The organism is Pseudomonas sp. DCB_AW (assembly GCF_026240895.1).
Lineage (GTDB): Bacteria > Pseudomonadota > Gammaproteobacteria > Pseudomonadales > Pseudomonadaceae > Aquipseudomonas > Aquipseudomonas kermanshahensis.
Window position 1 is genome coordinate 29,658 of record NZ_JAPFCE010000004.1, and the last position, 13,861, is coordinate 43,518.

Here is a 13,861-nt window from a genome sequence, read left to right on the forward strand (position 1 = left end):
CAATCCAGGCAGTCGTACGACGACGTATGTCCAATAATAAAAAGGTGACCCCATGCCCCGCTTACACCTACAGGTGGATGTTGCTGTCCGCGCTCTCGCACCAAGCGCTTTCGGCGCTCCCTGGGCAGCTCTGCTCCAGGAGGCGCCATGAAAACACTGATCGATAGTTACTTTCTGGTTCTGAAAACGCTGGTGATCGCCTGCCTTGTGGCCATCACCTGCCTGATTTTCACCAATGTCGTGCTGCGCTATGGCTTCAACTCGGGCCTGTTCTTCAGCGAAGAGATCTCCCGCCTGGCATTCGTCTGGCTGGTGTTTGCCGGCGCCCAATTGATGCTTCACGAAAACGGCCACATCGGTGTCGACATCGTCACCCGCCGGGTTTCGCCTGGTGTGGCCAGGTGCCTGTTGGCACTGACGCAACTACTCATGCTCTACGTGACCTGGCTGTTCCTTGACGGCAGCTGGAAGCAGACCGTGATCAACCTGCATGTCGGCGCCCCCTCCACCGGCATTTCCATGGCCTTGTTCCATGGGGCGGGCCTGGTCTTTTGCATCCTCAGCGGGCTGCTGATCTTCACCCAACTGGTCAGAAACCTGATGGGCACCCTTCCCGCGCACACCCCGGCCGAACCCTCGGCAGCAGAACACGGAGCAGTCGAATAATGGCCCTGTCAGTCTTCGTCGGCGTGCTGATGGCCGCCATCCTGATCGGCGCACCCATCGCCTACGCCCTGATCCTCTGCGGCGTGGCCCTGATGTGGCTGCTGGGCTTGTTCGATGGCCAGATCATCGCGCAGAACATCATCAATTCGGCAGGCAGCTTCCCCCTGCTGGCCATTCCGTTGTTCATCATCGCTGGCGAGGTCATGAACAGCGGTGGCCTGTCCAAGCGCATCATCAAGCTGGCCATCACCCTGGTCGGCCACCTGCGCGGCGGGCTCGGGTACGTCACCATCTTCGCCGGCGTGCTGCTGTCCAGCCTGTCCGGTTCGGCACTGGCCGACGCCGCCTCGTTAACCGCCCTGCTGCTGCCGATGATGGTCCTCGCCGGCTACAACCGCGACCGCTCCGGCGGCCTGATCGCCTCGGTATCAGTGCTTGGCTCGATCATCCCGCCCAGTATCGGGTTCGTCGTGCTGGGCGTCGCGTCCGGCCTGTCGATCACTAAGCTGTTCCTGGCCGGCATCGCCCCTGGGCTGATGATCGCCGCCGCCCTGGTCGTGGCCTGGTGGCTGATGTCACGGCGCAACACTGACGTCGAACTGAGCCCGAAGGCCAGCGGCAAAGAGCGCCTCAAGGCTTTGGTCGACAGCTTCTGGGCACTGATGCTGCCGGTGATCATCGTGGTCGGCCTGCGCTTTGGCGTGGTCACCCCCACCGAGGCCGGTGCTGTGGCCAGCGTCTATGCACTGCTGGTGTCGTCGTGCATCTACCGCGAACTGAGCCTCAAGTCGCTCAATGACCTGCTGCTGCGCGCCGGCAAGACCACCGCCGCCGTGATGTTCCTGGTCGCCGCCGCCTCGATACCGGCCTGGATGATCACCATCGCCGATATCCCCGGGCAGATCATCGACCTGATCCAGCCGGTGATGGACAACCCGCGCCTGCTGATCGTGGTGCTGATGCTGTTGATCCTGGTGATCTCGATGGTCATGGACCTGACCCCGACCGTGCTGCTGCTCGCCCCCATCCTGGTACCGGTGGTGACCGCGGCGAACATCGACCCGATCTACTTCGGCGTGCTGTTCATGATCAATTGCTCAATCGGCCTGATTACCCCGCCCGTGGGCACAGTACTCAACGTGGTCTGCGGCATCGGCAGGATGCGCTACGAAGCGCTGCTCAAGGGCACGATCCCGTTCCTGATCGCCGAAGTCATCGTGCTGTCCCTGCTGGTCATCTTCCCCGAACTGGTCACCGTCCCTGCCCAGTGGTTCGGCCACTGATCCCCACAACAATAAAAGGTACACAGCATGAAGAAGCTCGCCGTCATCGCCGCCCTGTTGCTTTCCAGCAGCCTGAGCATGGCCGCCGACTACAACGCGCGCGTGATCAAATTCGCCGCCACCAGCCCCAAAGGTACGCCACCGGCCATCGGCATGGAGCTGTTCGCCAAGAAAGTGCAAGAGCGCAGCGATGGCAAGATCAAGGTGCGCACCTTCCCCAATGGCGTGCTGGGTGGCGACGTGCAGGTGCTGTCGTCGCTACAAGGTGGCGTGGTGGAAATGATGACCTGGAACGCCGGGCTGATGATCAACCACGTCACCGACTTCGGCATCCTCGATTTCCCGTTCCTGTACACCGACACCGCCAAGGTGGATGCCATGCTCGATGGCGAAGTGGGCAAGATGCTCACCGACCAGCTGCCGGAGAAAAACCTGGTAGGCCTAGCGTTCTGGGAGCTGGGCGTGCGCAACCTGACCAACAACGTGCGCCCGGTGCAAAACCTTGAAGACATCGCGGGCCTGAAGATCCGCGCCCAGCAATCGCCATTGTTCCTCGACGTGTGGGCGGCGTTGGGCGCCAACCCCACCCCGCTGCCCTTCACCGAGGTGCACACGGCGCTGGAAACCGGCACCGTGGATGGCCAGGAAAACCCGGCGGCGCTGATCCTCGCCTCACGCTTCAACGAGGTGCAAAAGTACCTGAGCCTGACCCGGCACAACTACAACCCGCAGATCGTGCTGATCAGCAAAACCTTCTGGGACACCCTCAACCGCGACGAGCAGCAACTGCTCACCGAGGTCGCCCAGGAAGTGCGCCTGGAGCAGCGCCGGATCTCTCGCGAGGCCGATATCAAGGCCATCGCCGACCTGCGCAGCGATGGCATGCAGGTCAACGACCTGCCGGCCGAAGAGCTCGCACGCATCCAGGCCAAGATCCGCCCTGTGGTCGACAAGTACGCCGCCCAGATCAACCCCGAATTGGTCAGCAAGGTCTACCAGGCCATGGGCTACCAGGCGCAGTGACGCTACCCGCGCCGCCCCCGCGGCGCCCTTTATTGCCAATAAGGAACAGCATGAAAATCTCCGTCGCCCAGATTCACCCGGTGGCCGGCAACCCGGCGCGCACCCTTGAAAAAGTCGCCGAACTGGCACGCCAGACTGCCGCCGAAGGTTCACGCCTGATCGCCTTCGCAGAATGCCTGATCACCGGTGGCGCCTTCGACAGCCGCGAAGACCTCGAACGCGGCGCCATCACCCTCGACGCCCTGGCGCCATTGCTGCAGGTATCGGAACAGAGCGGCATCCTGATCGTGGTCGGGTTTTACGAACGGCATGAGGCCTCGGTCTACAACACCGCCGCGCTGATCGGCCCACAGGGCATCATCGGCCTGCACCGCAAGCGCCATCTGCCATTCATGATCGGCGACCGCTTCACCGACCGCCCCAGCGAGTGGACACCGCCGGTATTCGACACCGAGATCGGTCGTATCGGCTTGGCCATCTGCTATGAAATCCGCTTCCCCGAGGTAGTGCGCACGCTGGCGCTCGAAGGCGCCGACATTGTCGTGCTGCCCGCCGCATGGCCCGAGCAGGCGCGCATGCTGCCGGACATTTTCAGCACCGTCCGCGCGGCAGAGAACATGGTCTATTTCGTCGCCCCCAACCGCAACGACATGGATGAAGGCATGCAGTTCATCGGCACCAGCCACATCATCGAACCCTCCGGCAAGACCTTGGTACGCGCAGGGCTCGAAGACGGTGTGTACAGCGTCGAGATCGACCTGGCCAAGGCCCGCAACAAATCGCTGATCCGCGACCCTGGCGTGTTCGAAGTGCACCCGTTCCGCGACCGGCTGCCCGAAACCTACCGCATCTGATACCCGCCAAAGGCAGACCTCAAGCATGAACCCAAACACCCCACACACATCGCTGAAGGCCCGCATGGCACGCGGTACCACCTTTGGCATGAACATCTACAGCACAGCCTGCATGGCCATCGAAGTGGCGGGCAACTGGGGGCTGGACTTTGTCTTCATCGACGCCGAGCACACTGCGCTGGGTGTCGACAGCCATATGGAAAAACTCTTGCTGGCCGCCTCCAGCGCGGCCATCCCCGGCCTGGTGCGGGTGCGTGGCACGCTGGAGTGGGACATTCGCAAGGCGCTGGAAATGGGCGCGGCGGGCGTGATCGTGCCGCAGGTGCATACCGCGGCGCAGATGCGCGAGATCATCCGCTACAGCAAGTTCCCCCCGCTGGGGCGCCGCGGCGGTGACAGCTCGGTGCGCTCGGCAGGCTACGCCGGGCCTGGCTTCGACTGGGCCACGTATACCCAGGCAGAGAACACCCGCAGCGTGATCGTGCCGATGGCCGAGAGCTACGAGTTCTTTGACAACATCGATGAAATACTCGATGTGGAGGGGATCGACGCCGTTCACTTCGGCCCTGCCGACTACTCCCTGTCGCGACAACTGCCGGTCGACTATCGCCTGGGCAACCCGGAAGTGCTGCAACGCTTGCAATTGCTGATCGAGAAATGCCACGCCCGCTCGATCCAGGTGATGGTGCCGTGCTTCCCCGCAGACCAGGCCACGGCGCAACGCTTGATCGAAATGGGCAGCGACATGCTGTTGATGGGCAGTGACCTGTCCTGGCTGAACCAGGCCGGGCAACAGATAGCGGCCGTGAAACACGCATTGGCTTAAATGCCGGCCGGCCAGGGTGCATGTGCCCGGCCGGCCCTATTGCTGCCTTATAAAAGCGACTAACAAGGTTTTATACGAAAAGTATGGTCATCCATCATTGTGGGAGCGGGCTTGCCCCGCGATCTGCCGCAACGCGGCAGCAAAGCCTGAATTCGCGGCGACTTTGACGCTAGTCGATATCGGGTATGGGAGCGCTTCGCACTCCATCGCGGGGCAAGCCCGCTCCCACAAAACTTTTCGTACAGAGCCTAATCAACCAGAAAATTCTGTTTGACCAAGGTCGCGCGAATAATCGACACCAAGGTGTCGAGTTGCATATCCGGGCGTTCGGTCAAATACGACAGGCAGAACTTGGCTGGCGGAATCGGCGGATCGCACGGCAAGGTCTTCAACATATCCACGGCCAACATGTCGCGAATCAATGGCACCGGCAAAATACCAATGGCATGCCCCGCCGAGACCATCTTGGCAATAAAGGCCAGCGAATTGCTTGAATGAAAGGCATGGCTGACCGAGCCACTTTCTTTCAGCCAGCGGTCCACCACTGAATACAGTGTCGAGGGCGCACTGTGGGTCACGATCGAATAGTGCCGGGCATGCTCCGCCAAAAAAGGCCCCTGGGCCACGTCCAGGTGCCGCGCGGCCACCCACTGGAAGGTCATCCAGCCGAGAAACACATCGGTCACATCCTCACGCGTGGCCGGGTTGGTCAGCAGCGCGATGTCGAGTTCGTGATCGTTCAGCTTGCGGTTGAGCACGGCGCCGACGTCGATGGAAATCTCCAGGGTGATCTCCGGGAAGTGCGCCTTTATATCGCTGATCACCGCGGTCAGCCCGACCATGGCCGAGCACTCGTCCGCGCCCAGGCGCAAGCGCCGGTGCTTTTTTTGCTGCGCGGCAAATTGCTCGAGTTGGGTGCTGTTGTTAAGCACCAGTTCGGCATGGCGCAAGGCGGTATGGCCGTCTGCGGTGAGGCTCATGCGCTGCTTGCTGCGGTCGAACAACTTGACGCTGAGCAGCGATTCCATTTCCTTGATCCGCGCCGACACCGCAGGTTGGGTCAGGTGAAGATGGCGGGAGGCCGCGTGAACACCCCCAAGGCGGGCGGTCCAGTAGAACGCCTCGATCTGCATCAGCGTAATACGCATGATAAAAACTGCTCCGGTAACTGCTTACGGATTTTTATTATCGACCGTTCGGCGTGCTTGTTAGGATGACCGAAACCCTTCGAAAAAGCATCCGGCATAACAAGAACTTCCTATGTATATTATCGAAGCACTGCCCGCCCCGATCAGCGCCACCGAACTTGAAGTACTGATCAACGCCGAACCGGCAACGATCGGCCACTTCATTACCCACGGTATTGCCAACCCCCACATCAAGGCCCACTTTCAGAATGTGCGGGCCGTCGGTACTGCGGTCACCGTGAGGATGCCCGGCAACGATGGCGGGATTTTGCACTACGCCATGGGCTGCGTGCGCCCAGGCGACTTCCTGGTGGTAGACCGCTGCGGCGAGCGCATAACCGCCGCACTGGGCGGCGCCATGGCGTACGCCGCCAAGCAGGCTGGCGTGGCCGGGATCATCGTCGATGGCTATGTCACCGACCTGGGCGAAATCCGCGAGCATGGCGTGCCTGTGTGGTCCCGCGGCGCCAGCGCGATCACCACCCGCGTGATCGGCCAGGAGGGCGAGTTCTGCACGGCCATCCAATGTGGCGGGGTGATTGTCCACCCCGGCGATGCGGTGGTGGCCGACGAAAACGGCATGGTGTTTCTGCGCCCGGGCCAGGTCATCGAACTGGCTCAGCGTGCCATCGACTTCCAGCGCAACGAAAAGCACACACTGGCGCGGTTGGCCAAGGGTGAGAAGTTCCCTGATATCGTCGGCTCGCGGTCGACCATCGAGGCTGCGTCCCGCCCACGCTGACTCAACATCGCCTGAAGTAGCTCCCGAACAAGAACAAGAGGACTACCGTGAAGTTCAGCCCCCTGCTCATCCCTCTGGCGCTCGGCGCGCTGCTCAGTAACTTGCCTGCGTTTGCGGACGCACCTGCGCCGCAACAAGCGCCGCCTGTGATCCGCTTCAACGTGGTCGGCGGTGGCAGCCACAACTACACGTTCCGCGCGGTTGAACAGCCGTTCTGGAACCAGACGTTGCCAGCACAATCGCAAGGCAAGGTCACCGCGCAGTTGCTGGGGTTGTCGGAGAGCGGCCTGAAGGGCCCGGAGATCATTCGCCTGATGCGTTTTGGCGCAGTCGATATCGGCATGGGCGTGTTCGCCTTCGTGGCCGGCGACGATGCCACCTTCGAGGGCGTGGACCTGCCCGGCCTGGCCGATACCATCGACACCGCCCACACCATCGCCGACGCCTACAAGCCGGTGCTGGAACAACGCATGGCCGAGCGCCACGGCATCAAGCTGCTGGCCACCGTGCCGTATACCGCGCAGGTGTTCTTCTGCCGCGACGCCGTGCACGCGCTGGCCGACCTGCAGGGCCGTAAAATCCGCACACGCGGGCGCAACATGGCCGAACTGGTCAAGGCCATCGGCGCCGCGCCGGTCACCCTGCCCTTTGCCGAAGTGGTGACCGCCATGCAGACCGGCGTCATCGACTGCGCCATCACCGGTATTGGCTCTGGCAATGCCGCCAAGTGGTACGACGTTGCAGGCTACCTCTACAACCTGCCTGTGGACTGGTCGATCGGCTTTTATGGCATCGGCCTGAAGCGCTGGCAGCAACTGCCGCCCGAGGTGCAGCAATTGCTGCAGGCGCAATCGCAGGTGCTGGAAGACGCCTTGTGGCGCGAGACCGCCAATGAAAACCGCTATGCCGAAGCCTGCAATGTCGGCAGCCCTGATTGCCAGATTCACCACCCCGCGCACATGACCGCCTCGGCCCCGACCGCCAGCGAAAAACAGGCGCTGCGCCAGGCTGCGCTGCACATCGCCAATGACTGGGGCAAACGCTGCGGCGGCCCTTGCGTGGCGCGCTGGAATGCCACCGTGGGCGATGCCATCGGCATGCGCCTCGCCCCATGAGCTACCTTGCCCCGGAGACTACCGACATGCACACCGCCCGCTCAGGCATGGGTGTCATCAACACCATTGCCAAAGCCAGCACCTGGGTCGGCGGCTTCGCCCTGCTCGCCTGTGCGTTGCTGATCAGCATCGACTTGATCTTGCGCAAGGCCCTGGGTGTATCCCTGGGCGGCGCCGATGAAATGGCCGGGTACGTGCTGGCGATCACCAGCGCCTGGGCGTTTCCGGTCACCTTGCTGAAACGCGCGCACATACGCGTGGACATTCTCTACACGCGCCTAGGCCTACGGCCCAGGGTGGCACTCGACCTGTTCGCCCTCACCTGCATGGCGCTGCTGGTCAGCACCTTGGCCTACCACGCAGGGAACGTGCTGTGGGACTCCATCGAATACCGCTCGGTATCGAACACGCCCTTGCAGGTACCACAATGGATACCCCAATCGCTGTGGTTCGCCGGCTACCTGTTCTTTGCCCTGACCCTGGCGAGCCTGGCGATCATCTGCCTGGGCCACTTGCTGAAGGGCCGCTGGCACGCTATCAGCACACTGATCGGCATCAACTCGGTGGAACAGGACATCCAGGCAGAACTTTATCCAGACAGCACCCCGGGCAAGGAGCGCACGCCATGCTGAGCCTTACCCTGTTCATGCTGCTGGCGCTATTGGCGTTGAGCGTTGCCGCCGCCGTCAGTGTCGGCCTCCTGGGGATGTCGCTGTCGCAGCTGTTCTCGACGCTGCCGTTGAGTAGCGCCATGGGCGAGATCGCCTGGAATACCAGCAGCGAATTCCTGCTGGTGGCGATCCCTTTGTACATCCTGATGGGTGAGCTGCTGGTGTGTTCAGGCGTCGCCGGGCGCATGTACCAGGCCGTCGAGAAGTGGCTATCGTGGTTGCCGGGTGGCCTGATGAATTCGAACATCGGCGCCAGCGCACTGTTCGCCACCACCAGCGGCTCCAGCGTGGCGACCGCCGCTACCATTTCGACCCTGGCCATCCCTGAACAGGAACGCAAAGGCTACAACGCGCCGCTGTTTCTCGGCTCGATTGCCGCCGGCGGCACGCTGGGCATCCTGATTCCGCCCTCGATCAACATGATCCTGTTTGCCTTGATCGCCAATGTGTCAGTGCCCAAGCTGTACCTGGCCGCGACGCTTCCCAGCATCATCCTGAGCATGCTGTTCATCGCACTGATTGTGGTGGCGTGCCTGATTCGCCCACAGTTGGGCGGCCGCAAAGAGACTACCCGCTGGGCCGAGCGCCTGGCCTGCCTGCCTGACCTGCTGCCGCCGCTGGCCATCTTCGTCCTGGTGATTGGTTCGATCTACAGCGGTTTCGCCACGGCCAGCGAATCAGCCGCGCTGGGGGTGCTCAGTGCCTTTGGCCTGGGCCTGTGGCGCCGGGCATTCACCTGGCAAAGCCTGGGCCAGGCGTTCGAGGCTACCCTGCGCACCACCGGCATGATTATTTTCATCACCCTGTCGGCGTTCTTTCTCAACTTTGTGCTGGCGTCCATCGGACTGACCACCACACTGGTCAATTTTGTCACCGACCTGAACCTGTCGCCGATGGCCACACTGCTGGCGATCATCCTCTTCTACATCGTACTGGGCTGTTTCATGGACACACTGGCCATGCTGATCACCACCGCGCCACTGATCGTGCCGATTGTCGTCGCCTTGGGCTTCGATCCGCTATGGTTTGGAGTGGTGTTGATCGTGTTGTGCGAGATGGGCCAGATTACGCCGCCGTTCGGCATGAACCTGTTTGTGGTGCAGAGCATTCGTGGGCGGGGCAACTTCATGGACGTGGTGTACGGCGCGCTGCCGTTTTGCCTGGCGTTGCTGGTGCTGATCGCGCTGTTGATCGCTTTCCCGCAACTGGCGCTGTGGTTGCCGGCGGCTTTCTAGCAAGCAATAAAAAAGGGCGATCTGTGTAGATCGCCCTTTTTCGATTTGGTAGGCACAATTGGACTCGAACCAACGACCCCCACCATGTCAAGGTGGTGCTCTAACCAACTGAGCTATGTGCCTGTCGTGTGGTGCGCATATTAGACATCGAATGCGTACCTGTAAAGCGTTTTTTTCAGAAAAATCAAAAACTTTCAGCTTTGCTGCGCTACCGGGTTTTGTAGGAGCAGCCTTGTGCTGCGAAAGGGCCCGAGTGGTCACCGCAGATCAATGTCAGCGGGATTGGCCTCTTCGCAGCACAAGGCTGCGCCTACAGTAAAACGCGTGCGCAATAAAAAAGGGTGACCCTTGCGGATCACCCCTTTTCGATTTGGTAGGCACAATTGGACTCGAACCAACGACCCCCACCATGTCAAGGTGGTGCTCTAACCAACTGAGCTATGTGCCTGTCGTGTGGTGCGCATTCTACGCAATCCAAAAACCCTGTCAACACTTTTTTTCGCGCTAACTCACTGAATCTTAACCTCTTTATAGAAAGGCTTCGGCGACAGCCGGGTAAAGGATTTTTAACGGACGACTAGCGGGTGTTTATTATTATTGATAGCATCGCTACATTCGTTAAAAATATAAAACACGAGGTTCCTCGAGCATGGCCAACACCCCCTACCCCCAGTCCTACTACGCCGCCTCGGCTAACCCGGTGCCGCCACGTCCGGCGCTGCAGGGTGAGGTGGAAACCGATGTGTGCATCATCGGCGCCGGCTACACCGGCCTGTCCAGCGCCCTGTTCCTGCTGGAAAACGGCTTCAAGGTCAGCATCGTCGAAGCGGCCAAGGTCGGCTTCGGCGCATCCGGCCGCAACGGTGGCCAGATCGTCAACAGCTATAGCCGTGACATCGACGTGATCGAACGCACCGTCGGCCCCAAGCAGGCACAACTGCTGGGCCAGATGGCGTTCGAAGGTGGCCGCATCATTCGTGAGCGCGTCGCCAAGTACAACATCCAGTGCGACCTTAAAGACGGTGGCGTATTCGCTGCCCTCACCTCCAAGCAGATGGGCCACCTGGAATCGCAAAAGCGCCTGTGGGAACGTTTCGGCCACAATCAGCTGGAGCTGATGGACCAGAAGCGCATCCGTGAAGTCGTCGCCTGCGACAGCTACATCGGCGGCATGCTGGACATGAGCGGCGGCCACATCCACCCGCTGAACCTGGCCCTGGGCGAAGCTGCCGCGGTCGAATCGCTGGGCGGCATCATTTATGAGCAGACCCCGGCCGTTCGCATCGAGCGTGGCGCCAACCCGGTCGTTCATACCCCACAGGGTAAAGTGCGCGCCAAGTTCATCATCGTCGCCGGTAACGCCTACCTGGGCAACCTGGTGCCAGAACTGGCCTCCAAGTCCATGCCGTGCGGTACTCAGGTGATCACCACCGAGCCCTTGGACGCAGACCTGGCACGTACCCTGCTGCCGCAGGACTACTGTGTCGAAGACTGCAACTACCTGCTCGACTACTACCGCCTGACCAGCGACAAGCGCCTGATCTTCGGCGGTGGCGTGGTCTACGGCGCACGCGACCCAGCAAACATCGAGGCGATCATCCGTCCGAAGATGCTCAAGGCCTTCCCGCAGCTGCAGAACGTGAAGATCGACTACGCCTGGACCGGCAACTTCCTGCTGACCCTGTCGCGCCTGCCTCAGGTCGGCCGCATTGGCGACAACATCTATTACTCCCAGGGCTGCTCGGGCCACGGTGTGACCTACACGCACCTGGCAGGCAAGGTGCTGGCCGAGGCGCTGCGTGGTCAGGCCGAACGTTTCGACGCGTTCGCCGGCCTGCCGCACTACCCGTTCCCGGGTGGCCAGATGCTGCGTGTACCGTTCAGCGCCATTGGTGCCTGGTACTACAGCCTGCGCGACCGCCTGGGCTTCTGATCCCTCTGTAACATCGCACCGGCCGCTTTGCGGGTAAGCTCGCGAAGCGGCCGGTGCGCGGCTTACCGCCCCAGGCTGTTCACCGCCTGCTTCGCGGCGACTTCCTGCCCTGCGCGGGCCAGCTCATCGGCAGCCTGCAACCAACGTTGCCGGTCAACCTGGGCGGGCAGTTGCCGCGGCGGTTGCAGCAGCACCGCCCAACTCCCCTGCTTGGCCCAGGCCGAGGCAAAGTCATCAAAGGCCATCAGTTGCCGACGGTGCATGCCTGAGCGCAACAGCACCCGTTGCTTGTAGCGGTCATAACCGATTAGCACGGCGTAGCGTGGCTCGCTCCACCAGGCCGAACCCTCCTCGTAACGCAGCAACACCGGGTTGCCCGCCGCCACTTGTGTGAGCAAGGCGTCCAGTTGTTTGTCCAGCGTATACACCACCATGCCGTAGTCCCGTGCGACACGGGGGATACTGGTATCCAGCGTTTCGGCGCCTTGGGGCAGGTTCAAAGGTTTATCCAGCAGCCCGGGGGTGATCGGCGCACCCTGTTGCGAAAGCAGCGCCGCCAGGGCCATGGCCCCGCTGTGGTTGGCGTTACCCCGGTAGAACGGCACGCTGCTGATTTCGACCCGCTGCGGCAGGCCTTTGAGGCTGGCGGGCGGTGCGCTGGCGCAACCGGCCAGGCTGACTGCCACCAAGCCAGCCAGCAGCAACCGGCGTGGGGCTGAAGCCAGCGATTTGAAGGAAACTTGCTCCATGGGCACTCGCTTGTTCCTATGCCAGGCAGGCAGCGCCCGGCTCTGGCCACCGATCATAGGGCCCACAGGTGCGCGGGTATAGTCCGACACCGGCTTGTAGCGAATCGGCCTCAGCAATAGACCTAAGGTCAATGGAACGTCACAAGGGGCAGGCTAGACTAATGAAGTGTCTGTAAGGCGAGCCCTGGCTGACAGCGCGCTGGCCCGAGAGAAGGAGGCACACATGAGCCTGACCCTGGCAATCCTCATGCTGGTAGGTATGTGGCTGAGCGTCGCAGCCGCCATGCTGTGGGGTGTACTGCGTATCGTACGGCGTCATTCCCATCATCACCTGCCACCGCAGGGTGTGGCCGAACCTCAGGCTGTGCGCGGGGCGCGGCGGCAGGTAGAGGCACATTAAACGCACGTATTTGATGTATACCTGTGGGAGCGGGCTTGACCCGCGAATGGGGCCACGCGGTGGTTGGCACCGGCTTCGCCGGTGTTCGCGGGGCAAGCCCGCTCCCACATGGCCCCTCTTTTTCTAGATCAACCCTCAGCCGCTTCGCGCTTCATCCGCGCCCGACGGGCCATGATGTTGAGGATCTCGATCAAGGTCGAGAACGCCATCGCCGCATACACATACCCTTTCGGCACGTGAGCGCCCATGCCTTCGGCAATCAGGGTCATGCCGATCATGATCAGGAAGCCCAGGGCCAGCATCACCACGGTCGGGTTGTCATTGATGAACTTGGCCAGCGGGTCGGCCGCCACCAACATCACGATCACAGCAGCGATCACGGCAATGATCATGATCGGCAGGTGTTCGGTCATGCCCACGGCGGTAATGATGCTGTCGATCGAGAAGACGATATCCAGCAACAGGATCTGGCCGATGGCCGCAGCGAAGCCCAAGGTGATGGTGGAACCGGCCTTGGATTCTTCCTTGGCGCCGTGCGGGTCGACGTTTTCGTGAATTTCCTTGGTCGCCTTCCACAGCAGGAACAGGCCACCGGCGATCAGGATCATGTCCTTCCACGAGAAGCTATGGCCGAACACATCGACCACAGGTTCGGTCAGCTGGACGATCCAGGCCACGGTGCTGAGCAGCGCCAGGCGCATGACCAAGGCCATGCTGATACCAATGCGCCGCGCCTTGGAGCGGTACTCCAGGGGCAGTTTGTTGGTGAGGATGGAGATGAAGATCAGGTTGTCGATACCCAGCACGATCTCCATGGCCACCAGCGTGGCGAGGGCGACCCAGGCGGTCGGGCTTGCGGCGAGTTCCAGCAAATATTCCATTTAATCAATCCTGCATCGGGTCTTGGGGTCAGATGTCCTGGGTCTTTTCTTGCTTTTCAACGTCTTTTGGCGGCTGGCCTTCGCTGCCGATGGCATCGCTCAGGGCCTGCTGCGCCGCTTCGTTGGTCTTGTCGATGGCCTGCTTGGCCGACTGGGCCGCCTGGTCGAGCATCTGCTGGGCGGATTTCTCGGCCTGATCGCAGCCGGCCAGGGTGAACAGGGCCAGGGCCAACACCAAAGGCGTGCCAATGGATTTAAGCTGCAACATGGGTTCCTCGCTTGTCGATATTCCGGCG

15 protein-coding genes and 2 tRNA genes are annotated in these 13,861 nt (G+C 61.6%); 11 read left to right on the forward strand and 6 right to left on the reverse strand.

Annotated features, from left to right (window positions below; all coding sequences use genetic code 11):
- The first annotated feature begins 147 nt into the window (after nt 1-147).
- The 5 genes from OO306_RS04520 to OO306_RS04540 are packed head-to-tail and all read left to right on the forward strand — an operon-like array spanning nt 148 to nt 4,652.
- The gene (locus OO306_RS04520) at nt 148-666 is read left to right on the forward strand and encodes a TRAP transporter small permease (protein ID WP_027596106.1); all 519 of its coding nucleotides are present in this window, start codon (nt 148-150) and stop codon (nt 664-666) included.
- Nucleotides 666-1,949 (forward strand): TRAP transporter large permease subunit, encoded by a 1,284-nt coding sequence (locus OO306_RS04525; protein WP_238210826.1) that lies wholly within the window; start codon nt 666-668, stop codon nt 1,947-1,949. Before OO306_RS04520 ends, OO306_RS04525 begins: the two co-directional genes overlap by 1 nt.
- Nucleotides 1,950-1,976: 27 nt before the next feature.
- Nucleotides 1,977-2,972, forward strand: a complete 996-nt coding sequence (locus OO306_RS04530) for a TRAP transporter substrate-binding protein (RefSeq protein WP_085273087.1) — start codon at nt 1,977-1,979, stop codon at nt 2,970-2,972.
- Nucleotides 2,973-3,022: 50 nt separating this feature from the next.
- On the forward strand, nt 3,023-3,826 hold the full coding sequence (locus OO306_RS04535; RefSeq protein WP_238210824.1) for a carbon-nitrogen hydrolase family protein: 804 nt from the start codon (nt 3,023-3,025) through the stop codon (nt 3,824-3,826).
- A 25-nt stretch (nt 3,827-3,851) separates the two neighbouring features.
- A complete protein-coding gene (locus OO306_RS04540) occupies nt 3,852-4,652 on the forward strand; it encodes an HpcH/HpaI aldolase/citrate lyase family protein (protein WP_265967870.1) in 801 nt (266 codons plus the stop codon).
- Between the two features lie 248 nt (nt 4,653-4,900).
- Here the strand turns inward: OO306_RS04540 and OO306_RS04545 are convergent, their stop codons facing one another.
- Nucleotides 4,901-5,800: a LysR family transcriptional regulator gene (locus OO306_RS04545; RefSeq protein WP_099428862.1), complete on the reverse strand. Its 900-nt coding sequence runs from the start codon at nt 5,798-5,800 to the stop codon at nt 4,901-4,903.
- 112 nt (nt 5,801-5,912) lie between these two features.
- Here OO306_RS04545 and OO306_RS04550 point away from each other — a divergent pair, with 112 nt between their 5' ends.
- Genes OO306_RS04550 through OO306_RS04565 form a run of 4 tightly spaced genes read left to right on the forward strand, consistent with a single transcriptional unit; the run spans nt 5,913 to nt 9,602 of the window.
- Complete coding sequence (locus OO306_RS04550; RefSeq protein ID WP_027596100.1) at nt 5,913-6,581, forward strand: RraA family protein; 669 nt, start codon at nt 5,913-5,915, stop codon at nt 6,579-6,581.
- A 47-nt stretch (nt 6,582-6,628) separates the two neighbouring features.
- Nucleotides 6,629-7,696 (forward strand): TRAP transporter substrate-binding protein, encoded by a 1,068-nt coding sequence (locus OO306_RS04555; protein ID WP_225876695.1) that lies wholly within the window; start codon nt 6,629-6,631, stop codon nt 7,694-7,696.
- Nucleotides 7,693-8,328 carry a TRAP transporter small permease subunit gene (locus tag OO306_RS04560; RefSeq protein ID WP_265967871.1) on the forward strand — a complete coding sequence of 212 codons (636 nt, stop codon included), beginning with the start codon at nt 7,693-7,695 and terminating at the stop codon, nt 8,326-8,328. Before OO306_RS04555 ends, OO306_RS04560 begins: the two co-directional genes overlap by 4 nt.
- Nucleotides 8,322-9,602: a TRAP transporter large permease gene (locus tag OO306_RS04565; RefSeq protein ID WP_265967872.1), complete on the forward strand. Its 1,281-nt coding sequence runs from the start codon at nt 8,322-8,324 to the stop codon at nt 9,600-9,602. Before OO306_RS04560 ends, OO306_RS04565 begins: the two co-directional genes overlap by 7 nt.
- 46 nt (nt 9,603-9,648) lie before the next feature.
- Here the strand turns inward: OO306_RS04565 and OO306_RS04570 are convergent.
- Nucleotides 9,649-9,725, reverse strand: a tRNA-Val gene (locus tag OO306_RS04570).
- Nucleotides 9,726-9,973: 248 nt separating this feature from the next.
- Nucleotides 9,974-10,050 (reverse strand) — tRNA-Val (locus OO306_RS04575).
- A gap of 201 nt (nt 10,051-10,251) precedes the next feature.
- Here OO306_RS04575 and OO306_RS04580 point away from each other — a divergent pair.
- A complete protein-coding gene (locus tag OO306_RS04580) occupies nt 10,252-11,535 on the forward strand; it encodes an FAD-binding oxidoreductase (RefSeq protein ID WP_027592660.1) in 1,284 nt (427 codons plus the stop codon).
- A gap of 62 nt (nt 11,536-11,597) precedes the next feature.
- On the opposite strand, the gene OO306_RS04585 is transcribed toward OO306_RS04580, so the two are convergent.
- Entirely contained in the window at nt 11,598-12,341 is a 744-nt protein-coding gene (locus OO306_RS04585; RefSeq protein WP_265967873.1) for a peptidase C39 family protein, read from the reverse strand.
- A gap of 166 nt (nt 12,342-12,507) precedes the next feature.
- Here OO306_RS04585 and OO306_RS04590 point away from each other — a divergent pair, with 166 nt between their 5' ends.
- Entirely contained in the window at nt 12,508-12,684 is a 177-nt protein-coding gene (locus OO306_RS04590) for a hypothetical protein (protein ID WP_177323871.1), read from the forward strand.
- Between the two features lie 128 nt (nt 12,685-12,812).
- On the opposite strand, the gene OO306_RS04595 is transcribed toward OO306_RS04590, so the two are convergent.
- Both OO306_RS04595 and OO306_RS04600 read right to left on the reverse strand, forming a co-directional pair.
- Nucleotides 12,813-13,565 carry a TerC family protein gene (locus OO306_RS04595; RefSeq protein WP_027592662.1) on the reverse strand — a complete coding sequence of 251 codons (753 nt, stop codon included), beginning with the start codon at nt 13,563-13,565 and terminating at the stop codon, nt 12,813-12,815.
- Nucleotides 13,566-13,593: 28 nt separating this feature from the next.
- Complete coding sequence (locus tag OO306_RS04600) at nt 13,594-13,833, reverse strand: hypothetical protein (RefSeq protein ID WP_027592663.1); 240 nt, start codon at nt 13,831-13,833, stop codon at nt 13,594-13,596.
- Nucleotides 13,834-13,861: the final 28 nt, after the last annotated feature.

What these genes read in the sequence shown, in the direction of transcription:
- OO306_RS04520 (WP_027596106.1), top strand. Translation starts at nt 148, where the DNA reads ATGAAAACACTGATCGATAGTTACTTTCTGGTTCTGAAAACGCTGGTG.
- OO306_RS04525 (WP_238210826.1), top strand. Translation starts at nt 666, where the DNA reads ATGGCCCTGTCAGTCTTCGTCGGCGTGCTGATGGCCGCCATCCTGATC.
- OO306_RS04530 (WP_085273087.1), top strand. Translation starts at nt 1,977, where the DNA reads ATGAAGAAGCTCGCCGTCATCGCCGCCCTGTTGCTTTCCAGCAGCCTG.
- OO306_RS04535 (WP_238210824.1), top strand. Translation starts at nt 3,023, where the DNA reads ATGAAAATCTCCGTCGCCCAGATTCACCCGGTGGCCGGCAACCCGGCG.
- OO306_RS04540 (WP_265967870.1), top strand. Translation starts at nt 3,852, where the DNA reads ATGAACCCAAACACCCCACACACATCGCTGAAGGCCCGCATGGCACGC.
- OO306_RS04545 (WP_099428862.1), bottom strand. Translation starts at nt 5,800, where the DNA reads ATGCGTATTACGCTGATGCAGATCGAGGCGTTCTACTGGACCGCCCGC.
- OO306_RS04550 (WP_027596100.1), top strand. Translation starts at nt 5,913, where the DNA reads ATGTATATTATCGAAGCACTGCCCGCCCCGATCAGCGCCACCGAACTT.
- OO306_RS04560 (WP_265967871.1), top strand. Translation starts at nt 7,693, where the DNA reads ATGAGCTACCTTGCCCCGGAGACTACCGACATGCACACCGCCCGCTCA.
- OO306_RS04565 (WP_265967872.1), top strand. Translation starts at nt 8,322, where the DNA reads ATGCTGAGCCTTACCCTGTTCATGCTGCTGGCGCTATTGGCGTTGAGC.
- OO306_RS04580 (WP_027592660.1), top strand. Translation starts at nt 10,252, where the DNA reads ATGGCCAACACCCCCTACCCCCAGTCCTACTACGCCGCCTCGGCTAAC.
- OO306_RS04585 (WP_265967873.1), bottom strand. Translation starts at nt 12,341, where the DNA reads ATGATCGGTGGCCAGAGCCGGGCGCTGCCTGCCTGGCATAGGAACAAG.
- OO306_RS04590 (WP_177323871.1), top strand. Translation starts at nt 12,508, where the DNA reads ATGAGCCTGACCCTGGCAATCCTCATGCTGGTAGGTATGTGGCTGAGC.
- OO306_RS04595 (WP_027592662.1), bottom strand. Translation starts at nt 13,565, where the DNA reads ATGGAATATTTGCTGGAACTCGCCGCAAGCCCGACCGCCTGGGTCGCC.
- OO306_RS04600 (WP_027592663.1), bottom strand. Translation starts at nt 13,833, where the DNA reads ATGTTGCAGCTTAAATCCATTGGCACGCCTTTGGTGTTGGCCCTGGCC.